Genomic DNA, 22411 nt, shown 5'->3' on the forward strand with positions numbered 1-22411 from the left:
CGGTTCAGGCGGGTGCCGCCAGGGACTCCCGCCTCCGGCCGCGGCGCGTGGCCAGCCGCTCCAGACAGAGCCAGACCACCGGCGTGATGTAGAGGGTGACCAATTGCGAGACGGCGAGGCCGCCCACCACTGCGACGCCCAGCGGCTGGCGCAGCTCGGCACCCGCACCCAGGCCCAGCGCGATCGGCAGGGCGCCGAAGATCGCGGCGAACGTGGTCATCATGATCGGGCGGAAGCGCCGCAGGCAGGCGGTGCGCACCGCGATGACCGGCTCCGCACCGGCACGCCTCTCGTCCAGCGCCACGTCGACGATCATGATCGCGTTCTTCTTCACGATGCCGATCAGCATCACGATGCCGATCACCGCGATCACCGAGAGGTCCATGTCCAGCCAGGTCAGCGCCCAGATGGCGCCGATCCCCGCGGACGGCAGGCCGGCCAGGATGGTGATCGGGTGGACGAAGCTCTCATAAAGGATGCCCAGCACGATATAGATCGTGAGGATCGCCGCCAGCAGCAGGATCGGCTGGTTGGCGAGCCCGTCCTGGAAGGCCTGGGCGGTGCCGGAGAAGCCGCCGACCACCTGCGGGGCGATCTCGCCCTCGGCGCGCGCCCGTTCGATGGCGCTCACCGCGTCGCTCAGCGCATAGCCGGGCGCCAGGTTGAAGGAGATCGTGGCGGCGGGCTGCTGCGACTGGCGATTGACCGCGAGCGGCCCCGCCTCCCGCGCGGTCCTGGTCACCGCCGAGAGCGGGACGCTGTCGCCGTCGGTGGACTTCACGAACACCCGGCCCAGGATGGACGGGTCGTCCTGCTGTTCCCGGCCGGATTCCAGGATGATCGGATAGCTGTCGGTGCTGGTGTAGATCGTGCCGATCTCGCGCGTGCCGAACGCGTCGTAGAGGGCCGAGCGGATCTGGTCGGAGCGCACCCCGATGGCGGCCGCCCGGTCCTCGTCGACCTCGATCCGCAGTTGCGGGTTGGTCACCTCGAGGTCGCTCGACACGTCCTGGATCTCGGGCAGCCCGGACATCATCTCGACCAGTTGCGGCACCGTCTCGATCAGCGTCGAGAGCTCGGCGGCCTGGAGCGTGTACTGATACTGGCTGTTGGACGAGCGCCCGCCGATATTGATGTTCTGGACCGGGTTGAAGAAGGTCTTCATCCCGGGCACCGTGCTGGTCGCCTGCCGCAGCCTGGCCGCGACGTCCTGGATCGACTCGGTGCGCCCCTCGTCGCGGCTCTTCAGGGCGAGGAACATGCGGCCGGAATTGAGCTGGTCGCCGCCCACCCGCGAATTGAAGTAGGCGACTGCCGGATCGGCAGCCACGATCTCGGCGACCCGGCGCTGCTGCTCGACCATCGCGTCGAAGCCGATGCCGGGCCGGGCCTCGGTCACCACCGACAGAAAGCCGGTGTCCTCGGTCGGGAAGAAGCCCTTGGGCACTGCGACATAGAGATGGATGGCATAGGCCAGCGTGCCGAAGGTCGCCAGGAGGGTGAGGAACTGGTGGCGCAGCACCACGTCCAGGGTCCGCCGGTAGATGTCGGTCATGCCGTCGACCAGCCAGTCGGCCGCCCGGGCGAACAGGTTGCCCCGCCCGGCACCCGGGTCGTGCGGCTTGAGGAAGCGCGAGCAGAGCATCGGGATCAGGGTGAGCGAGACGAAGCCCGAGATCAGGATCGCCACCGAGATGGTCACCGCGAACTCGCGGAACACGCGCCCGACCACGCCGCCCATGAACAGCACCGGGATGAACACGGCGACCAGGGAGACGGTCATCGAGACGATGGTGAAGCCGATCTCGGCCGAGCCCTTCAGCGCCGCCTGGAAGACTCCCATGCCTTCCTCGACGTGGCGGACGATGTTCTCCAGCACCACGATCGCGTCGTCGACCACGAAGCCCACGCACAAGGTGAGGGCCAGCAGGGTCATGTTGTTGATCGAGTAGCCGAGCAGCGCCATCACGCCGAACGTGCCGATCACCGAGACCGGCAGGCTGAGCGCCGGGATGATCGTGGCGCGCGGGTCCTTCAGGAACACGAAGATCACCCCCACCACCAGGGCGGCCGCGATCATCAGGTGGCTGGTGACGTCGTCGATCGCGTCCCGGATCGAGACCGAGCGGTCGTTGGTGACCTGGATCGAGACGGAGGGAGGGATCTGCGCCTGGAGGACCGGGATCACCTCGCGGATCCGGTCGACGACCGCCACGGTGTTGGCGTCCGGCTGGCGCTGGATCGCCAGCACGATCGAGCGCTCGCCGTTGAACCAGCCGGCACCCCGCTCGTTCTCCACCCCGTCGCGCAGGTTGGCGATCTGGCCCAGCCGCACCGGCTGGCCATTGCGCCAGGCGACCACCAGCGGCCGGTACTCGTCGGCGTTGGATGGCGGGTCCTGCGGGTCGATGGTCAGGGTGCGCGCGGATCCGGCGAGCGTGCCGACCGGCGTGGTCGATGCGGCCGATGCGATGGCGTTGCGCACGTCCGAGGTGGTGAGGCCGCGGGCTGCCGCCTGGACCGGGTCGACCTCGACCCGCACCGCATATTTCTGCCCGCCCCAGACCAGCACCTGGGCTACGCCCTCGATCTGCGAGATCTGGTTGGCGAGCAGGCTCTCGGCATAGTCGTTGACCCTGGAAAGCGGCAGGGTCGCCGAGGACAGGCTCAGGAACAGGATCGGCTGGTCGGCCGGGTTGACCTTGCGGAACGAGGGCGGGGTGGTCATCTCCGGCGGCAGCCGCCGCTGGGCGGTGGACAATGCCGACTGCACGTCGAGCGCTGCCCCGTCGATGTCGCGATCCAGCTCGAACTGGATGGTGATGTCGGTGTTCCCCTGCGTCGATTCCGAGGTCATCGTGTCGATGCCGGCGATCGTCGCGAACTGCCGCTCCAGCGGTGCCGCCACCGAGGAGGCCATGGTCTCCGGGCTTGCGCCGGGCAGGTTGGCGCTGACCTGGATGGTCGGGAAGTCGACCCGCGGCAGGGCCGCGGAGGGCAGGGTGCGCCAGCCGGCGATGCCGCCCAGCAGGATCGCCACCGTGACGAGCGTGGCCATGACCGGGCGGCGGATGCACAGTTCCGCCAGCTTCACAGCCGCGCCTCCAGGCCCTGCTGGCTGTCCTCGACATGGACGGCCGCACCCTCGGTCAGGCGGATCTGGCCTTCGGTGACCACGGTGGTGCCGGCGGGCGGGCCGGATGCCAACACGGCATAGCTGCCGGCGGTACGGTCGACCTGCACCGGCTGGACCCTGGCCTTCTGGTCCTGGTCGATCACGAACAGGAACGAGCCGGTCTGGCTGATCTGGACCGCACCGCTCGGCACCACCAGGGCATCGGGGTCGTCACGCAGGATCAGGCGCGCATCCAGCACGGTGCCCGGCCACAGGCGCTGGTCGTCGTTCTTGATGCGTGCCCGCACGGTGACGAGGCCGGTGCCGCGCTCGACCTGGTTCTCGACCATGGTGACCGGGCCGGTGCGGGTCTCGGTGCTGCCCGGAAGGGGCACCTCGATCCGCGCGGTGCCGGCCTGCAGGGCCTGGGACAAGTCGCCCAGCAGGTTCTGCGGGATGCCGACCGCGACATAGATCGGATCGATCTGGTTCAGGGTGGCGATGGTCCCGCCCGTGTCCGAGCCGCGCACGATGGCACCCGGGCTCACCGCGAGGCGGCCGATCCGACCGTCGAAGGGCGCGGTGACCCGGTGGAAGGAGCGCTCCAGCTGCAAGGCGCGCAACTGCGCCTCGCTGGCGGCCAGGCTCGCGGTCAGCGACGCCACCTGCGTACTGGCATCGTCCAGCGACTGCCGGGCGGTCGCACCACGCTGCGCCAGGTCCTGGGCCCGGCCCAGGATGACCTTGGCGTTCTCGAGCTGGGCGCGGTCGCGCCGGATGTTGGCTTCCTGCTCGTCGATCTGCGCCTCGATCGGCCGGGAGTCCAACTCGACCAGGAGGTCACCGGCCTTCACTCGCGCGCCGTCGGCGACCAGGATATTCTCGACCACGCCATCGACCCGCGAGCGGATGGCCACGGTCTCGACCGCCTCCACCGTGCCGACCGAGCGGAACTCGACGGGTACGCTGCGGATCGCCACCTGCGCCACCTGGACCGGTACCGGGGCAGGCGCCCGTGCCGCCTCCGGCTCGGCCGGAGCCTCGCCGCGCACCAGCAGGGCCGCCTCCCGGACCCAGCCCGGCGCCCCGTCCAGCCAGGGCCCGGGATCGCCGAAGCGCAGCCAGGCGAGGCCAAGGGCCAGAAACGTTACACCTACCAGCAGCCAGCGGCCCGGCCGGCCGCGGCGACGCGGCGCCTGCGGACCGGTTGCCGGATCCTCCGAAGTGGCCGCACCGTCATGCGACCGCGGCTGCGTGGGTAGATTCATGGGGAAAGCCCGGTTGCCGAAGACGACGCAAGTCTAGGCCCCCGTGGCGACAGGTGCAGCGGCCGTTACGTAACAAACTATGTCGATACGGGCGTCCCGGCCAGCCCGCACCTACTCCGCGGGCGGTGGAATCGCGTGAGTCTCGTCATCCGGGTGTGGCGGGGCAGGCCGCCAGCCGGTCCGTTCGCGCAGATGCTGGAACACCACGTAGAGCATCGGGATCAGCAGGATGCCGGCGGAGGCCGCAGCCAGCATGCCGTAGAAGACCGGCGAGCCGACCGCGATCCGGCTGGCCGAGCCCGGCCCGGTCGCCAGGATCAGCGGCACCAGCCCCAGGATGAAGGCGAAGCTGGTCATCATCACCGGGCGGAAGCGGAGCTTCGCCCCCTCGATGGCGCTCTCGCGCAGGCCCATGCCCTTGGCGCGCATCTCCAGGCTGAACTCGTTGATCAGGATGGCGTTCTTGGCGGCCAGCCCGATCAGCACCACCAGCCCGATCTGCGCGTACACGTCGAACGGCAGCCCGGCCAGATACAGGCCGCCAATGGCACCCAGTATGCCCACCGAGACCGAGAGCAGCACCGGGATCGGAATGTTCCAGCTCTCGTAGAGCCCGACCAGGAACAGGTAGGCGAACAGCACGGCCATCACGAGCACGATCGAGGTCTTGCCGGCCGCCTCCTTCTCCTGGAGCGCCGTGCCGGTCCACTCATAGCCGTAGCCGGCGGGCAGGCGGGCCCCCACCCGCTCCATCGCCGCGATCGCATCGCCCGAGCTGGCGTTCGGTGCCGGGCTGCCGTTCAGGGTGACGCTGCGAAAGCCGTTGTAGCGGCTGATCGCGGAGGGGCCGAGCTCCAGGCGGATCGAGGCGATGGCGCTCATCGGCACCATCTCGCCCTGGGCATTGCGGACATTGATCCGGAAGATGTCGTCGACCCGGCGGCGGTAGTCCGCCTCGGCCTGGATCTGCACCTGCCAGGTCCGGCCGAACACGTTGAAGTCGTTGACGTAGTAACCGCCGAGCGTCGCCTGCAGGGCGGAGAACACGTCCGAGACCGCCACGCCCAGCGTCTGGGTCTTCTCGCGGTCCAGGTCCAGATAGACCTGCGGCGTGTCGGCGTTGAAGGTGGTGAACACGCCGGCCAGCTCCGGCTGCTGGTTGGCCTCCACGACCGCCGAGCGGATCACCTGGGCGAGCGTCGCCATGCTGCCGCCCTGCAGGTCCTGGAGCTGGAACTCGAAGCCGCCGGTGGAGCCGAGGCCGGTGATGGGCGGCACGTTCAGAGGTACCACCTGCGCCTCCGGGATCGCCGCCAGCTCGCCGCGCAGCGCCGCCAGGACGGCGAACACGCTCTCCTCGGGCGCGGTACGTTCCTCGAATGGCTTCATCGTGCCGATCAGAAAGGCGCTGTTCGGCTTGGCCAGGCTGTTCAGGAAGTCGAAGCCGATGATCCCGGTGACCGCCTGCACGCCGGGCTTTTCCTGGATGATCTGCTCGGCCTTGCGGGCCACCGCCTCGGTCCGGCCGACCGCGGCCCCCTCGGGCAGGGTGACGATCACGAAGAAGGCGCCCTGGTCCTCGGCAGGCAGGAAGCCCTTGGGCGTGGCGACGAAGCCGCTCCAGATGCCGAAGCCGATGACCGCCAGCAGCGGCACCGCCAGCACCGCCAGGCGCACCAGCCGGGCGACCAGCACGCCATAGGCGTCGCGTACCCGGTCGATGCCACGCAGCACCCAGGCGAGCGGGCCACGCTCTGGCGGGCGATGCCCCTGGCGCAGCAGCACCGCACATAGTGCGGGGGAGAGGGTCAGCGCATTGATCGCCGAGAGCAGCATGGCGACCGACACCGTCACCGCGAACTGCCGGTAGAGCTCGCCCACCAGGCCCGGGATGAAGGCGGTCGGCACGAACACGGACAGGAGCACCAGGGTGATGCCGATCACCGGGCCGGTGATCTCGCGCATCGCCTTGCCCGTGGCCTCGGCCACCGACAGATGCGGCTCCTCGTGCATCACCCGCTCGACATTCTCGACCACCACGATCGCGTCGTCGACCACGATGCCGATCGCGAGCACCAGGGCCAGGAGGGAGATGGTGTTGGCCGAGTAGCCGATCGCCAGGAGGACGGCGAAGGTGCCGACCAGGGCCACCGGCACCGCGATGATCGGGATGAGGGTGGTGCGCCAGTTGCCGAGGAACAGGAACACCACCAGGGCGACCAGGACGAAAGCCTCCAGGAGGGTCTTGACCACGTCGTCGATGGAGGCGCGCACGAACAGGGTCGTGTCGTAGTCGACCGAATGGCTCATGCCTTCGGGAAAGCGGCCGGCGAGCTGTTCCAGGGTCGCGCGCACGGCATCGCCGGTGGCGACCGCGTTGCTGCCGGGTGCCTGATAGACGGCGATCGAGGCGGCCGGCTGGCCCTGGTAGATCGAGTGCCGGTCGGCGGACTGCGCGCCGAGTTCGACCCTCGCCACGTCCTGCACCCGCACCACCGAGCCGTCGGGCAGTGCGCGCAGGATCAGCCGCTCGAACTCCTCGACCGTGCTGAGCCGGCCGAGCGTCACGATGTTGAGCTGGAGCTGCTGGTCGGCGGCCACCGGCTGGGCGCCGATCCGCCCGACCGCCGCCTGGACGTTCTGTGAGGAGATCGCCTGGGCGACGTCGGCAGGGGTCATGCCGTAGTTGGCGAGGCGCTGCGGGTCGAGCCAGACGCGCATCGCGTAGTTGAGCGGGCCGAACAGCATCGCGTCGCCCACGCCCGGCACGCGCTTGACTGCGTCCAGCACGTTGATGGTGACGTAGTTCGACAGGAACAGGGCGTCGTAGCGCCCGTCCGGCGAGGAGAAGTTCACGACCTGGAGGAGGGCGGACGACTTCTTCTTGATGCTGAGGCCGGTGCGGCTGACTTCCTGCGGCAGCTGCGAGAGCGCGAGGTTCGCCCGGTTCTGCACGTTGACCGTGTTGATGTCCGGGTCGGTGCCGAGCGCGAAGGTGACGTTCAGCGTGTAGCTGCCATCGGCACCCGAGGTCGACTTCATGTAGAGCATGTTGTCGACGCCGGTGACCTGCTGCTCGATCGGCTGGGCCACGGTCTGCTCGACCACGTCGGCCGAGGCGCCAGGATAGGTGGCGGTCACCGACACCATCGGCGGCACGATGTCCGGGAACTGGGCCTGCGGGATGGCCAGGATCGAGAGGGCGCCCGCCAGAGTGATCACGATCGAGACGATCATGGCCAGCCGGGGCCGCTTGATGAAGACGTCCGAGATCATCGTCCGGCCCTTCCGGGATCAGGGCTGCGCGGTGGCGGCGGCCTGGGTGGGCGCCACCTTCTGGCCGGGGCGGACCTTCTGCACGCCGTCGACGATCACCCGGTCCCCTTCGGCCAGGCCGGAGGTGACCGCAACCGTGGCGCCGACCGTGGCGCCCAGCTGGACCCGGCGCATCTCGGCCGTATCGTCCGCCGCCACGGTCAGCACATAGGAGCCCTGCTGGTCGGCGAGCACGGCGCCCTGGGCCACGACCAGGACCTGCTCCGGCGTGCCGGCACGCACGGTCACCTTGGCGATCTGGCCGTCCACCAGGAAATGCTCGGGATTGGGAAACACCGCGCGCACGATCACGGCGTCGGTCCCCTGTTCCGCCGTCACGTCGACGAAGTCGATCTTGCCGGTATGGGGGTAGTCGCTGCCATCCGCCATGGTCAGCTCGGCCTGGAGCTCGGATGCGTCGACCTTGCGCGCCTCAGCCTCCTTGCGGAGCAGCAGCAACTGGCGATTGGAGACCGGGAAGACCGCATACATCGGATCGACGGCGACGATCGTCGCGAGCACGCCGCTGGACGGCGTCACCAGCGTGCCGGGATCGATGGCAGCCTGGCTGATCCGGCCGGCGATCGGCGCGGTGATGGTGGTGTAGCCCAGGTTGAGTTCGGCCTGCGCCAGGGCCGCCTGCGCCTGCAGGACCGCCCCGTCCGCGTCACCCTTCTTCGCGGTGGCCTCGTCCAGCCGGGCCTGCGCCGCGCTCTGGTTACGCACCAGGGTGGTCTGGCGCTGCACCTCGAGGTCGGCCAGCTTGGCCGCCGCCTCCGCGCGCTGCAGGCTGCCCTGCGCGGACTTGACCGCCGCCTCATAGCTGTCCCGCTCGATCTCGAACAGGACGTCGCCCTCGGCCACCACGGCACCCTCGGTGAAGGCGCGGCGATCCAGGAACCCCTCAATCCGCGGGATGATCTCGACCTTCGAGGTCGCCTGGATGCGGCCGGTGAAGCTCGCCTGCTCGGTCAACGGCGCCTTGGCCACGGATGCCACCACCACTCCGGGCGGTGGAGAGTCCGCTGCCGCCGCGCGCCGCTGCTCGCCATCGTCACATGCGGCCAAGACCGCGGCCGATCCCAACAGGAGGATCACGGCGAGCTTGGTGCCCCCAAAGCCGTTGCGCATGACCAGATTTCCCCAAGTCGTCCTGGAGAATGGTAGCCAGAGCCACCATGGAAGTCGACTGCTTCGCGGCCAACGATGTAAGAATGCTGTCCGAATGATGAGCCACACAGCATCTCCGGAAATTATCACGACCATTCCGGAATTCGTGACTGTTGCCGCACCGCGCGATCACGAAGTCGTGGGCAGATGCGCAGGATGAACGTCGGGCCAACTCTGATGAAGACCCGAAGCAGCGTGACGCATGTTGCAAGGTGCCGGGACCGAGGCCTGCAATAGCATGTCGCCATTGCTTGCATGACAATTACTTTTCCAAAAGCATTAATTCTAACGGCAATTTCAATTGTGGCGCATCTTATTATACATAAATCTTTGTAATATAGATACTTGTGGTAGTTGGTTTGTCTTGCCAACCTGATGAAGGTAAAGCTATATTGTGCGTGTATGGGGCATGTGCTAACTAAGAGTTGTTGTTGCACGAATGGAGGTAATGGGCAGGGAAGCGCTGCCGCATCTATTTTTGCGATGGTGCTTTCGGTCAGCTTGCGTGCAGGCTCGACTTGAGCAGGGCTGCATGAGATGATTGCAGCCTCATGCTCGAAGCATATTGAAGTTCCGCAATGTTCCGCATGCGACGGCGCTATGTGGCCGGCAAGCATCTGCATGCCAAGCTAGAAGATCGCCTGCAGCCGATGCAGGCCGTCGTACCTATCAGGCCAGACCTGGATGCACCTCGTCTTCACGACGATCCGAATGGGCAAAAGATCGCTGCCCGTCACATCAGCACGGGGTCACTAGGCTCACGTGTAAAATGTCGATCAAGGAGAGTAAGATGTCCAGCAAACTCATGTTGGGGCTGTTCATGTCGGCTGCCGTTACTCTCGGCGCAACGGCAGCCTCTGCGGACCAGAACGTGGTTTCTACATACCACGACAAGAAGGTTGCAGTCATCAAGGACAATAAGGGCAAGAACGACGACTTCTGCAAGGTGCCGATCAAGGTCAAGGGTGAGAACGTTACCCTTGCATCGGACGATGCCAAGGTTCAGGTGAAAGAAATTACCCGCTACTATAAGAAATACATTCTAGCCAAGTGTGACTTCAAGGACAAAGTTGACTTCTATTATTACAAAGACATTCACAAGAAGGGTTTCAAGTGCGAATTTGATAATAAGGATTACGAACTGGAAACCAGAAATAGCGTAGTCCATGTCGACTTCGATCGCAAGTGGGGCAAGAAGGGCCACTACAAGAGCCGGCCAAAGCACGTCGTCGCCAAGGTGCATCTGGAGTGCCTGTTCGAGAAGCCGAAGGACGACTATCAGCCGCCGAAGAAGCACTATCCGCCGAAGACGCCGCCGCAGAAGAATGACGATCATAAGTATTGATTGCGGTTGCTGAGCGCATCTGGCTGAGCCGGTCCCGGCCACGATTCGCCGGGATCTGGTCGCCCCCGCAGCCATAAGCATCGGCTCCGACCAGACCGCCGCAGTCCATCGGCTGCGGCGGTCGTTGCGTCGTCCGGCCGGCTCCGGCGGCCCTGCCAGGCCGTCCGCTGCTGCCGCTGGCATCCTTCCAGCGAGACCGCTACGGTTCCACCGCGAACGAAGCGGACAAGAGCGCGATGGAACCGACGATCTTCGGCTATATCCGGCGGCACAGCTGGAAAGAGCAGATGATCGTGCTGGGGATGACCATCGCCTCGTTCCCGTTCCTCTACTGGTCCCTCGATCTTCCCAAGACCATCGTCAACGACGCGCTCGGCCAAGCTGACCAGCAGCACAATTTCTATGGCTTCGAGCTCGACAAGTTCGGCTACCTGTTCGCGCTGTGCGGCCTGTTCCTGGTGCTGGTGCTGATCAACGGCATCTTCAAATACGTCATCAACGTCTATGCCGGCCTGGTCGCGGAGCGGATGCTGCGCCGCCTGCGCTACGACCTCTACTCGCAGATCCTGCGCTTCCCGCTCCCGCACATGAAGCGGGTCAGCTCGGGCGAGATCGTGCAGATGATCAACGCCGAGACCGAGGCACTCGGCGGCTATATCGGCACGGCACTGCAGATCCCCGCCTACCAGGGCGGCACGCTGCTGGTCATCCTGACCTTCATCTTCGTCCAGGACCCCGTGCTGGGGCTGGCGGCGATCGCGCTCTACCCGATCCAGGCCTACCTCATCCCCAAGCTGCAGCGCCGGGTGAACCAGCTCGGCAAGCAGCGGATCCGGCAGGTCCGCCGCCTCGCCGACCGGATCTCCGAGACGGTCAGCGGGGTGCGCGACTTGCGTGCCAATGATGCGACCCAGTATGAACGGGCGCGGATGAGCAGCGAGCTGAGCGTCGTCTATTATATCCGCTATCGGATCTATATTCTCAAATTCCTGATCAAGTTCATCAACAATTTCTTCGCGCAGATCGCGCCGTTCTTCTTCTTTTCCATTGGCGGCTATCTGGTTCTGACCGGCAACATCTCGCTCGGCGCCATCGTCGCCGTGCTGTCGGCGCACAAGGACCTGTCCAGCCCCTGGCGGGAGCTGCTCGACTATTACCAGTTGATGCAAGACGTCCGGATCAAGTACGACCAAGTCGTCTCGCAGTTCCAGCCGCGTGGCCAGATCGACGAGCGCCGGCAGCTCGACGAGCCCACTGCCGAGCTGAGCTTCGAGGGCAGCATCGAGGCGCGCGGGGTGGTGGTGCGCGACGACGATGGCGACGCGCTCCTGGACAATGTCACGCTGGCCGTGCCCATGCCCTCGACCGTGGCCATTCTCGGCCCCGGCGGCGGCGGCCGCGAGGAGCTGACCCTGGTGCTGGCCGGCCTCATTCCGCCCGATTCCGGCCGGGTCACCATCGGCGGCCATGACCTGACCCAGCTCCCCGATGCAGTGCTCGGGCGCAAGATGGCGTTCGTCGGCTTCCCGCCCTTCGTCGGCTCCGACACCATCGAGGACAACCTGCTGATGGGGCTGCGCCACCGCCCGGTGCGGCCCTACCAGCCGTCGCCGGAAGAGGAGAAGCTCTACCGCCGTCAGTTGCGCGACACGGAGCAGGCCGGCAACAGCCCGTTCGACTTCCGGGCCGACTGGGTGGACTGGACCCTGGCCGGGGTGACGGAGGAGCAGGAGCGGCTGCCCACGATCGTCGGCATCCTCGAGCTCATCCAGCTCGATGCCGACGTCTACATGCTGGGTCTGCGCGGCACGATCCGCCACGACCGGTTCGACGACCTGCGCGAACGGCTGCTCGAGGTGCGCGCCGCCATGCACGAGCGGCTGGAGACCGACGAGTCGCTGGCGCGCCTGGTCGAGCGGTTCGATCCCGAGCGCTACAACTCCAACGCGACCCTGGCCGAGAACCTCCTGTTCGGCGCACCCCGCGACGACCAGTTCCAGATCGACCGCCTGGCCGAGCACCCCTATGTCCGCCGGGTGCTGGACCAAGTCGGCATCACCGACGAGCTGCGCCGGGTCGGGCTGGCCTTGGCGCGCACCATGGTCGAGCTGTTCGCCGACCTGCCGCCCGACCACGAATACTACCAGCAGTTCAGCTTCATCCGCGCGGAGGATTTGCCGGACTACCAGTCGCTGGTCGCCCGCGCCGATCCCGAGGCGCTGGACCGGCTGGACCAGGAGGACCGCCAGCGCCTGCTGGCCCTGCCGTTCCGCCTGATCAACAGCCGCCACCGGCTGGGCCTGATCACCCGGGAGCTGGAGGAGAAGCTGCTGGAGGCGCGCAAGGTGTTCCGGGAGAACCTGCCGCCGGAATATGCCGCGAGCGTCGCCTTCTTCGAGCCGGACGCGTTCAACGACGCCGCCTCGGTGCAGGACAACGTGCTGTTCGGCAAGATCGCCTACGGCGTCGCCCAGGCCCCCGTGCGCGTGGCGACGCTGATCCGCCAGCTCCTGGAGGAGGCCGGGCTGCGCGAGCGGATCATCGAGGTGGGCCTGTCCTTCCGCTGCGGCCCGGGCGGCGCGCGCCTCAGCATGGCGCAGCGGCAGAAGCTGGCGATGGCGCGTGCCCTGATCCGTCGCCCGGCCGTCCTGATCCTCCACGAGGCGCTCACCGCGGTCGATGCGGCCGAGCAGCCGGCCATGGCCGACCGGGTGCTGGAGGCCATGGCCGGCCGCACCGTGATCTGGTCGCTGGCCCGCGCGGACCTTGCGGACAAGTTCCAGCAGGCCATCATGATGGACAAGGGCAAGATCGTCGAAGCGGGCGCGCAGGCCGCCGAAGCCGCGCCCCAGGAGGCCGACGCATGACGAGGCGAGCCAGCGGTAGGAGGAGACGTTGAGCCTGCAAGACGACGTGGAAGTGCTGCGCGCCATCCCCCTGTTCAGCAAGATCGAGCCGGCCAAGCTGAAGCTGCTGGCGTTTACCAGCGAGCATCTGGAGTTCGAGCAGGACGAGGTCCTGTTCCGCCAGGGCGAGCCGGGCGACGCGGCCTACATCATCCTGCGCGGCAGCGCCGATATCGTGGTGGACACCCCGACCGGCCCGGTGACCGTGGCCCATCTGGCGCGCAACGACGTGGTCGGCGAGATCGCCATCCTGTGCGATGTCCCCCGCACCGCGACGGTGATCGCCGGCAGCGGGCTGGCGACGCTGCGGGTGGGCAAGGACGCCTTCTTCAACCTGGTGACGCAGTTCCCGCAGGTGGGGCTGGGCATCATGTCCGAGCTGGCCCACCGCCTGCACCAGACGACCGTGCACCTGACCGAGGCGTCCGCCCGCCTGCGCCAGCTCGAGCAGGGAAGCGGACCGGCTTGAGCGACGCCTCGACCCTGCTCTGGCCGCTGCGGCGCAGCCCCGCCCTGGACTGGTTCGTCCGGTCGAGCTTCGACTATCCCTATCTGGACGACCTGTTCGCTGAGCTCTGCCGCCGGCTCGCGGAAGCCGGCCTGCCGCTCGCGCGCGCCACGCTGCACGCGCGCGGCCTCCATCCGCAGTTCATCGGCGCTGCCATGGTCTGGCGCGACGACGGCCAGTCGATCGAGATGCGGATGATCACCCGGGCCGACATCGAGAGCGCCCAGTTCCACAACAGCCCGGTCAAGGCCCTCTACGAGGGGGCGGGCGGGGTGCGGCAGCGGCTGGACCTGCCGCCCATTGACCAGGAGTTCGGCATCTATGCCGATCTGCGCGCGGAGGGATTTTCCGACTATGTCGCCATGCCGCTGGTCGGCAGCGACGGCCGGCGCCATGCGGTGAGCTTCGCGACCCGCCGCCCGGGCGGCTTTGCCACCGAGGACCTCATCACCTTCGACGACCTGCTCCCGCTCCTGGCCATGGCCGCGGAGGCCAGGATCGGCCGGCGGATCACCAAGACGATCCTGGAAACCTATGTCGGCAAGGAGGCCGGCCTGCAGATCCTGGCCGGCAACATCCGCCGCGGGGCGCACGAGGTGATGGACGCGGCCGTCTGGGTCGCCGACCTCGCCCATTTCTCCGAGCTGGCCGACCATGCGCCGCGCGACGAGGTGCTGGGGGTGCTGGACACGTTCTTCGACGCCATGGGCCAGCCGATCCAGCGCCATGGCGGTGAGATCCTGAAATTCATGGGCGACGCGGTGATGAGCGTGTTCCGGCTGGACCGGCCGGACGCGGTGCCGCGGGCACTGGCGGCGGCGCGGGAAGCCTACCGGAACCTGGAGGAGATCGGCGCCATGCGGCGCGCCGGGGGCTCCGAGCCGCTGGGCTACGGGCTGGGTCTGCATCTGGGGCAGGTGATCTACGGCAATATCGGTACGGAGAACCGGCTGGACTTCACCGTGATCGGCCCGGCGGTCAACGAGGCGGCGCGCATGGAGCGGCTGTCGCGCACGCTGGGGCGCCATGTGGTGATCTCCGACGTGTTCGCCGCCGCGGCCGAGGGCGAGGAGCTGATCCCGCTGGGCCAGCACCAGTTGCGCGGCCGCGAGCTGCCGATCGAGTTGTTCGGGCTGCCCGAGGAAGAAGGAAACCCGTGGTCCTACGTCGTCTGATCCGCGGCCTGGGCTATGACCTGGTCCGGCGCGGAAAGTCGCGCGACGTCCACGACCAGCTCGTGGCGGCCCTGCATCGGAACGAGGTCGACGCGGTCCTGGACGTCGGCGCCAATTCCGGCCAGTACGGCCGCCGCCTGCGCCGGCATGGCTGGCAGGGGCCGATCATCAGCTTCGAGCCGCAGGCCGACGTGCATGCCCGGCTGCTCCGCCAGGCCCGGCGCGACCGGTCCTGGATCGTGGCGCCACCGATGGCGCTGGGTGCGGAGGACGGCATGGCCACCCTCGAACGCTCGGCGGAAAGCGACATGAGCTCGCTCCTGCCGCAGAACCCGACCCTGCAGAAGCTCTCGCCGAGCTCGGCCATCATCGACCGGGTCGAGGTACCCCTCAGGCGCCTGGACGCGCTGCCCCAGCTCCAGGACGGCCGCTTTGCCCGGATGCTGCTCAAGATCGACGTGCAGGGCAGTGAGCTCGACGTGCTGGAAGGGGCCAGGGGTCTGCTCGACCGGATCGTCGGCATCCAGCTGGAGACCGCGCTGGTCCCGCTCTATGTGGGGGAGCATGGCTTCCGCTCCGCGCTGGAACGGCTGGAGGATCTCGGCTTCGACTTGCACCTGCTCATCCCCGGCTACTATGAGCGCAAGCTCGGCCGCCAGCTCCAGGTCGACATGGTAGCCTTCCGGGAGCGGGTGCCGGATTGAGCCCGCGACGGAGCGGCGTGGCAGCGGGCAAGACGGCAAGGGGCCTGAGCATTGGCCGACCAATCGGATGAACAGCTTTGAAATATCCCTCGATCCACCCGAAAGGCTGGCCCTTCATCGCCGGGTTCTTCGTGATCTCGGTGATGCTCGGCTTTCTCTGGATGCCGCTGTTCTGGCTCGGCATGGTCCTGACGCTGTGGTGCGCCTATTTCTTCCGTGACCCGGAGCGGACGACGCCGGTCGACGAATGGCTGGTCACCAGCCCGGCCGACGGCGTCGTCGTCCATGTCGGGATGCGCAAGCCGCCGCCCGAGCTGGGCGCCGATCTGGAACCGCGCTGCTGCATCGGCATCTTCATGAACGTGTTCGACGTCCATGTGAACCGCACGCCGATTGCAGGCACGGTCACCCGCCGGGTGTATCATGCCGGCAAGTTCCTCAATGCGAGCTTCGACAAGGCGTCGGACGAGAACGAGCGGATGTCCTGGGCGATCCGGCCGCAGGGCTATGCGGAGGAGGTGTTCCTGGTGCAGATCGCCGGCCTGGTGGCCCGCCGGATCGTGCCGTTCGTCCCGGTCGGCGCCGAGGTGGCGCCGGGCGAGCGGGTCGGCCTGATCCGGTTCGGCAGCCGCTGCGACGTCTACCTGCCGCCGGACCTGGTCCCGCGGGTGCTGGTGGGCCAGCGTTGCATCGCCGGCGAGACGGTGCTGGCCGACGGCGCCGCGTCTTATCCCGCCCGGAGCGGAAGGATGAGCTGATGTTCAAGAACCGCCGAATCCGGCGTGTCCGCCGCCCCCTGGGTGCGCGCCCGATCTACACCTTCGTGCCGAACCTGATCACCATCCTGTCCCTGTGTGCCGGGTTCACCGCGATCCGCTACGCGGCCGACCAGCGCTGGGAGCTGGCGGTCACGCTGATCGCCGCGGCGGTGGTGCTGGACGGGCTGGACGGCCGGGCCGCGCGGATGCTCAACGTCACCTCCAAGCTCGGCGCGGAGCTGGACAGCCTGGCCGATTCGCTGAGCTTCGGCATCGCCCCGGCGATGATCCTCTACTGGTGGTCGCTGCACAACGTGCAGGGCTTCGGGCTGGCCATCGCCCTCCTGCTGGCCGTCTGCTGCGCCCTGCGCCTTGCCCGCTTCAACACCCAGCTCGACGATCCCGAGCGGCCGCGCTGGACGCTGTTCTTCTTCCAGGGCATCCCGGCGCCGGGCGGGGCGGCACTGGTGCTGAGCCCGATGATGGCGAGCTTCGTGGTCGACGCGGCGCTGTTCCGCCACTGGTCGTTCGTGGGCGTGGTCACGGTGTTCACCGCGCTCATGATGGTCAGCCGGGTGCCGACCTTCTCGATCAAGAAGTTCCGGGTGCCGCCCGGCTGGCAGTTGCCGGCACTGGTGGCCGGCGCTGCCGTGGCCGCCCTGTTCTTCGCGATGCCCTGGGCGACCATCGCCGGTGCCTGCCTGATCTACGTGCTGACCATCCCGTTCAGCATCGTCGCGGCGCGCCGCTTCCAGAAGCGTGACGGCCATGTCGTGCCGGCCGAGGAGCCGGCAGCCGTGGAGGCGCCGGCGGACGACCAGGTGGTCGACATGCAGCGCCGCCAGCAGCACTGACCGGCCGGCCCCGGAGGTCGCAGCCGGTTATCCCGATCTTGCGCCGGGCGAGCTTCCTGGCGCACCCTTTGACCGCAAGGGGGACCCTCCGGATCGGGAGAACGGAACATGGCGTATCGTACCATCCTGGTGGGCCTCGACGATTCGGACGGGATGGCCGAGCGCGCCGCCTTCGCGCTGGCCCTGGCCGGGCATTGGCAGGCGCGGCTGATCGGCCTTTTGGTCAACCCGTTCCCGTTCATGCCGACCTCGCTGGGCGAGGGGGCTGCCTATGCCGGCCCGGAGATCATGGAGGCCCAGGAACAGGCCAACGCCGCGCGCACGGCGCGCATCCGGACAGCGTTCGAGGCCCTGCCGGTGCCTGAAGGTGTGTCGCGCCACTTCATCGCGGAGAACGGCACTCCTGGCGACAGCGTGTCCGCCCATGCGCGCACCGCCGATCTCACGATCGTCGGGCAGAGCCATGGCGAGGGGCTCGAGGCGGTCGCCATGGAGCATGCCGAGCAGATCGTGGTGGGCGCCGGCGGGCCGGTGCTGGTCCTGCCGCGCGGCCTGGCCGTGAGCCAGGACTTCGCGCGGCGCTGGCTGGTCGCCTGGGATGGCGGCAAGGAGGCGGCGCGTGCCCTGGCGTTTGCCCTGCCGTTCCTCCAGGAGGCGGAGAGCGTGGTGCTGGTCGCGGCCGGCGAGGAATACCATGCCTCGGCCGAGGCCGCGGCGGCACGGCTGGCCGGGCACGGCGTGAAGGTGGCGCTGGAGAAGCTCTCGGAGCCGGAGGGCTCGGTGGGCGAGCTCCTGCTCACGGTCGCCGAGACCAAGGGATGCACGGCGCTGGTGATGGGCGCCTATGGCCATTCCCGCTTTCGCGAGCTGATTATGGGCGGTGCCACCATCACCATCGTCCGCGACGCGCGGATCCCGGTGCTGTTCAGCGCCTGAACGCGGGGCCGGCGATCATCGCCGCGGTCAGGGCGGTCAGGAGCAGCGTCCAGCCGAGGGTGAGCTGGGCCAGCGAGACGACGTTCGGCACGATCCAGGCCGGGCGGTCACAGGATGGCGGCGCGTTCAGGAGTATATCGCGGAGCTGATCGACGTCGGCGGCCCTGCCGGCGCCGGTGCAGGCGATCGAGAGCTGGAACCAGCCCAGCTCCACGCCCACGTGATAGAAGGTCAGCCCGCTCAGGCCCACCAGGACCGCCAAGCAGCCGACCAGGCCGGCCCGGCCATGGTCGAACAGGAAGCCGATCAGCCCCACCAGGAACAGCGCCATGAAGCCGTAGCGCTCCAACGTGCACAAAGCGCATGGGTAGTACCCGAAGCCGTATTCGAGCAGGTAGGCGAAGGCCAGGCTCCAGGCGGCCAGCAGGGCCAGCCAGAGGCAGCCGGTCCGCGCCCGGTGCAGCCTGGGCCTGGTCGAGAGGGCATGATCCGTCATTGCAGGTAGTGACCCGACCACTGGCTGGACCGGCACGGGGGGCTGAATCGTGCCGGAACCGGGATGAACATGCGTGGCAGACTGAACCAGCCGGCGCGTCAGATCCAGCGCAAGGCGACAAAACCGAGTACGATCGCCGCAGCGAAGGTCGAGGTGACCAGCGTCAGGCGCCGCTCGATGAAGTCGCGGATCGACGGCCCGAACCGGCGCAGCAGCACCGCCAGCAGGAAGAAGCGAGCACCCCGGGTGACCACCGAGGCGCCGATGAACACGGCCAGGGCGAAATGGGCCGCACCGGAGGCGATGGTGACCAGCTTGTAGGGGATCGGGGTGAGGCCCTTGATCAGGATGATCCACAAGCCCCATTCCTGGTACGAATGCTGGAAGGCCTGGGCCTTGTCCTGCAGCCCGTAGAGGTCGAACAGCAGGTTGCCCAGCGTCTCGAACAGGAAATAGCCGATCGCATAGCCGAACAGGCCGCCCACCACGCTCGCGACCGTGGCGATCGTCGCGATCCGCCAAGCCCGGTCGGGGTTGGCCAGCACCATCGGCACGATCATCACGTCGGGCGGAATCGGAAAGAACGAACTCTCCGCGAAGCTGACTGCCGCCAGTGCCCGCTCGGCGCCGGGACGGTCGGCTTCACGCATCAGTCGATCATAGGTCCGCCGCAGCAATGGCGTCCTCCACGCAAGGTCCTGGCGGCTGGCTCTACAGGCAAGCCGCCGGAAGGACCATGCGACGGCGCTACTCCGCCGGCAGATGTGAACGATGCTGCGCCGTTTCAGTCGGCTCGTTGAGCACCAGCACCCGGCGGAGAACCCGGCCGATGAACGTCTCGACCGTGCCCATCACCGAGTAGAAGCTCGGCACGAACACGAGCGAGAGCAGGGTGGAGACGATCAGGCCGCCGATCACGCCGATCGCCATGGGCGAGCGGAACTCGCCGCCGTCGCCGACCCCGTAGGCCGAGGGCAGCATGCCGGCCACCATCGCGATCGTGGTCATGATGATCGGCCGCGCCCGCTTGCGCCCGGCCTCGATGATCGCCCGGTTCTTGGGCGTGCCGCGCGCCTGCTCCTCCACCGCGAAGTCGACCAGCATGATCGCGTTCTTGGTGACGATGCCCATCAGCATCAGGATGCCGATCACCACCGGCATGCTGATCGGGTTGCCGGTCGCCACCAGCGCCAGGATCACGCCGCCGATCGAGAGCGGCAGGGAAAGGAGGATGGTGATCGGGTGGAAGATGCTGCCGAACAGGAGGATCAGCACGCCCAGCATCATCAGGAGGCCGGCGCCCATCGCCGCGGCGAACCCGCCGAACACCTCGGCCATGATCTCGGCATCGCCGGTCGCCTGCTGGCGCACGCCCGGCGGCAGCTCCTGCAGATAGGGCAGTGCCGCCACCAGCTCGGTCGCCTGGCCCAGCGCCACGCCGCGCACGAGGTCGGCACCCACCACCACCCGCCGTTCCCGGTCATAGCGGTCGATGGAGGAGGGGCCCTGGCCCGGCACCACGTCCGCCACTGCCAGCAGCGGGACCGGGACGCCGGCAGCGCCGGTGACCGTGGTCACCTGCAGGATCTCCAGGTCGCTGCGCGCGGCTGTGTCGAGCTGTACCCGGATCGGCACCTGCCGGTCGTCGGTCGCAAGCTTGGCCATGTTGGCCTCGGTGTCGCCGATCGTGGCGACGCGCACTGCCTCCGCGATGGCGTCGGTGGACACGCCGAAGCGCGCCGCCTCGTCCAGCCTGGGCACCACCCGGATCTCCGGCCGCTCCACCCCGGCATTGGCCGCGACGTTGGTGAACTCCGGGACCCGGCGCATGGCGGCCTCGAGCCCGCCCACGCCCTGGCGCAGTGCGGCCGGATCGTCGCTCAGCACGCTGATCGAGAGCTGCCGCTCGCCCCGCTCGTTCACGTACCAGGCGCGCAGGTCGGGGATGTCGGCAAGGCGGCGGCCGATCTCCAGCTCGATGTCCTTCTGGCTCCGCTCCCGCTCGCCCTTGGGCGTGAGCTCGACGAACAGCGCCGCCTTGCGGACCTCCAGCGCCCCGGTGGGCGAGCTGCCGCCGATCACCAGCGCCCGGCGCACTTCCGGGATCGCCTGCACCGCCCGGACCGCCTCGTCCGTCCGGACGCGGGTCTGCGCCAGCGTGGCGCCGGGTGGCAGTTCCAGGCTCACCACGGTGCGCCCGCTGTCCTCGTCCGGGATGAAGCCGGTGGGCAGGAGCCCGGCACTCCAGATCGAGAGGGCGAACAGCGCGATGCCGGTCAGCATGGTCAGCCAGCGATGCCGGATCGTGGCCCCCAGGAGGCGGGTGTAGCCGCGCATCAGGAGCCCGTCCTTCGGCTCCACGTGGCCATGGCCCTTCATGAAGTAGGCCGCCAGCATCGGCGTGATCAGCCGTGCGACCAGGAGCGAGAACAGCACTGCCACCGCGACCGTCAGGCCGAACTGCTTGAAGTACTGGCCGGCGACCCCGCCCATGAAGCTGACCGGCGCGAACACCGCGACGATCGTGAAGGTGATCGCGATCACGGCGAGGCCGATCTCGTCCGCCGCCTCCATCGCCGCCTGGTAGGGCGGCTTGCCCATGGCGATGTGCCGCGCGATGTTCTCGATCTCGACGATCGCGTCGTCGACCAGGATGCCGGTGACCAGGGTGATGGCGAGCAGCGAGACGAGGTTGAGCGAGAAGCCCATCGCCTCCATCGCGAAGAAGGTCGGGATCACCGAGAGCGGCAGGGTGATCGCGGCGATCAGGGTGGCCCGCCAGTCGCGCAGGAACACGAACACCACGACCACGGCGAGGGCTGCGCCCTCGATCAGAGTCGACATGGCGCTCTCGTAATTGCCGATCGTGTAGCGGACCGAATCGTCGATCAGCTCGTAGGAGACGCGCGGGTCCTGGGCTTCCATCTCCTGGATCGCCGCCGCGACCACGTTGCGCACGTCCAGCTCCGAGGCACCCTTGGAGCGATAGACGGAGAGCGCCACCACCGGCGTGTCGCCGTTCAGCCGGGCGAAGCTGCGCGGCTCCTCATAACTGTCCGTGATGGTGCCGAGTTCGTCCAGCCGTGCGGTGCGCTCGCCCGGCAGGGCGATGGTGCTGGCGGCCAGCTCCTCGATCGAGCGGGCCTGGGCGAGCGTGCGGATCGACTGCTCCTGCCCGGCCAGCTCCGCCCGCCCGCTGCCCATGTCGACCACCGTGGCCTTGAGCTGGCGGTTGACCTCGGCGGGCGTGATGCCCAGCGCGTTCAGCCGGTCGGGATCGAGTGCCACCACGAACTGGCGGTCGACACCGCCCAGCCGCTCGACCTTGCCCACGCCGGGCAGGCCCTGCAGCCGCTTGCGGGTGACGTCGTCCGTGTACCAGGAGAGCTGCTCCAGCGTCATGGCCGGGGCGGCGGCGGCATAGGTCACAATCGACTGGCCGGCCACGTCGATCCGCTGGGTGATCGGCTCGTCGATGCCGAGCGGCAGGTCCTGGCGGATCTTGGCGACCGCGTCCTTGGTGTCGTTCAGCGCCCGGTCGGTGTCGACCTCCAGGCGGAACTCGATCGCCGTCACCGAACTGCCGTCGGTCACGGTCGAGACGACGTGCTTCACGCCGGTGAGGTTGGCGACCGCATCCTCGACCCGCTTGGTGACCTGCTGCTCCAGCTCGCTCGGCGCCGCCCCCGCCTGGGTGACCGTCACCGAGATCACCGGCACGTCGATGTTGGGAAAGCGGGTGATCGACAGGTTCTGGAAGGTGTAGAGGCCCAGCAGGGTCAGCACCGCGAACAGCACCAGGGCCGGCATCGGGTGGCGGATCGACCAGGCGGAAACGTTCAGGCGCATGGGGGCCGTCCG

General features: G+C 68.1%; 15 protein-coding genes. 8 read left to right on the plus strand and 7 right to left on the minus strand.

The window, feature by feature from the left end:
• Positions 1 to 4 precede the first annotated feature (4 nt).
• From HLA95_RS07045 to HLA95_RS07060, 4 genes are all read right to left on the minus strand, one after another.
• Positions 5 to 3094 carry an efflux RND transporter permease subunit gene (locus HLA95_RS07045; RefSeq protein WP_191061157.1) on the minus strand — a complete coding sequence of 1030 codons (3090 nt, stop codon included), beginning with the start codon at positions 3092 to 3094 and terminating at the stop codon, positions 5 to 7.
• Positions 3091 to 4383, minus strand: coding sequence for an efflux RND transporter periplasmic adaptor subunit (locus tag HLA95_RS07050; RefSeq protein ID WP_222182863.1), 1293 nt, complete (start codon positions 4381 to 4383; stop codon positions 3091 to 3093). The genes HLA95_RS07045 and HLA95_RS07050 overlap by 4 nt, the downstream gene beginning before the upstream one ends.
• 111 nt (positions 4384 to 4494) lie before the next feature.
• Positions 4495 to 7659: an efflux RND transporter permease subunit gene (locus HLA95_RS07055; protein WP_191059249.1), complete on the minus strand. Its 3165-nt coding sequence runs from the start codon at positions 7657 to 7659 to the stop codon at positions 4495 to 4497.
• Positions 7660 to 7677: 18 nt separating this feature from the next.
• A complete protein-coding gene (locus tag HLA95_RS07060; protein ID WP_191059248.1) occupies positions 7678 to 8829 on the minus strand; it encodes an efflux RND transporter periplasmic adaptor subunit in 1152 nt (383 codons plus the stop codon).
• A gap of 829 nt (positions 8830 to 9658) precedes the next feature.
• Here HLA95_RS07060 and HLA95_RS07065 point away from each other — a divergent pair.
• The 8 genes from HLA95_RS07065 to HLA95_RS07100 all read left to right on the plus strand — a co-directional run bounded on the left by HLA95_RS07065 (position 9659) and on the right by HLA95_RS07100 (position 18054).
• Positions 9659 to 10213, plus strand: a complete 555-nt coding sequence (locus tag HLA95_RS07065; protein WP_191059247.1) for a hypothetical protein — start codon at positions 9659 to 9661, stop codon at positions 10211 to 10213.
• A gap of 236 nt (positions 10214 to 10449) precedes the next feature.
• Positions 10450 to 13080 carry an ABC transporter transmembrane domain-containing protein gene (locus tag HLA95_RS28905; protein ID WP_222182865.1) on the plus strand — a complete coding sequence of 877 codons (2631 nt, stop codon included), beginning with the start codon at positions 10450 to 10452 and terminating at the stop codon, positions 13078 to 13080.
• A 28-nt stretch (positions 13081 to 13108) separates the two neighbouring features.
• The gene (locus tag HLA95_RS07075; protein WP_222182867.1) at positions 13109 to 13588 is read left to right on the plus strand and encodes a cyclic nucleotide-binding domain-containing protein; all 480 of its coding nucleotides are present in this window, start codon (positions 13109 to 13111) and stop codon (positions 13586 to 13588) included.
• Positions 13585 to 14802, plus strand: coding sequence for an adenylate/guanylate cyclase domain-containing protein (locus tag HLA95_RS07080; protein WP_191060252.1), 1218 nt, complete (start codon positions 13585 to 13587; stop codon positions 14800 to 14802). The genes HLA95_RS07075 and HLA95_RS07080 overlap by 4 nt, the downstream gene beginning before the upstream one ends.
• Entirely contained in the window at positions 14784 to 15506 is a 723-nt protein-coding gene (locus tag HLA95_RS07085) for an FkbM family methyltransferase (RefSeq protein ID WP_191060251.1), read from the plus strand. Before HLA95_RS07080 ends, HLA95_RS07085 begins: the two co-directional genes overlap by 19 nt.
• Before the next feature lie 77 nt (positions 15507 to 15583).
• Complete coding sequence (locus tag HLA95_RS07090) at positions 15584 to 16264, plus strand: phosphatidylserine decarboxylase (RefSeq protein ID WP_191060250.1); 681 nt, start codon at positions 15584 to 15586, stop codon at positions 16262 to 16264.
• On the plus strand, positions 16264 to 17118 hold the full coding sequence (pssA, locus tag HLA95_RS07095; protein WP_191060249.1) for a CDP-diacylglycerol--serine O-phosphatidyltransferase: 855 nt from the start codon (positions 16264 to 16266) through the stop codon (positions 17116 to 17118). The genes HLA95_RS07090 and pssA overlap by 1 nt, the downstream gene beginning before the upstream one ends.
• 108 nt (positions 17119 to 17226) lie before the next feature.
• Positions 17227 to 18054 carry a universal stress protein gene (locus HLA95_RS07100; RefSeq protein WP_191060248.1) on the plus strand — a complete coding sequence of 276 codons (828 nt, stop codon included), beginning with the start codon at positions 17227 to 17229 and terminating at the stop codon, positions 18052 to 18054.
• On the opposite strand, the gene HLA95_RS07105 is transcribed toward HLA95_RS07100, so the two are convergent.
• The 3 genes from HLA95_RS07105 to HLA95_RS07115 all read right to left on the minus strand — a co-directional run bounded on the left by HLA95_RS07105 (position 18044) and on the right by HLA95_RS07115 (position 22399).
• On the minus strand, positions 18044 to 18550 hold the full coding sequence (locus HLA95_RS07105; RefSeq protein WP_191060247.1) for a disulfide bond formation protein B: 507 nt from the start codon (positions 18548 to 18550) through the stop codon (positions 18044 to 18046). The two genes, HLA95_RS07100 and HLA95_RS07105, sit on opposite strands and share 11 nt — an antisense overlap.
• Before the next feature lie 98 nt (positions 18551 to 18648).
• Positions 18649 to 19227, minus strand: coding sequence for a YqaA family protein (locus HLA95_RS07110; protein ID WP_191060246.1), 579 nt, complete (start codon positions 19225 to 19227; stop codon positions 18649 to 18651).
• A 70-nt stretch (positions 19228 to 19297) separates the two neighbouring features.
• Complete coding sequence (locus HLA95_RS07115) at positions 19298 to 22399, minus strand: efflux RND transporter permease subunit (RefSeq protein WP_222182869.1); 3102 nt, start codon at positions 22397 to 22399, stop codon at positions 19298 to 19300.
• Between the last annotated feature and the right edge of the window lie 12 nt (positions 22400 to 22411).

This window comes from Geminicoccus harenae (genome assembly GCF_019800005.1).
In the GTDB taxonomy this organism is placed as follows: domain Bacteria; phylum Pseudomonadota; class Alphaproteobacteria; order Geminicoccales; family Geminicoccaceae; genus Geminicoccus; species Geminicoccus harenae.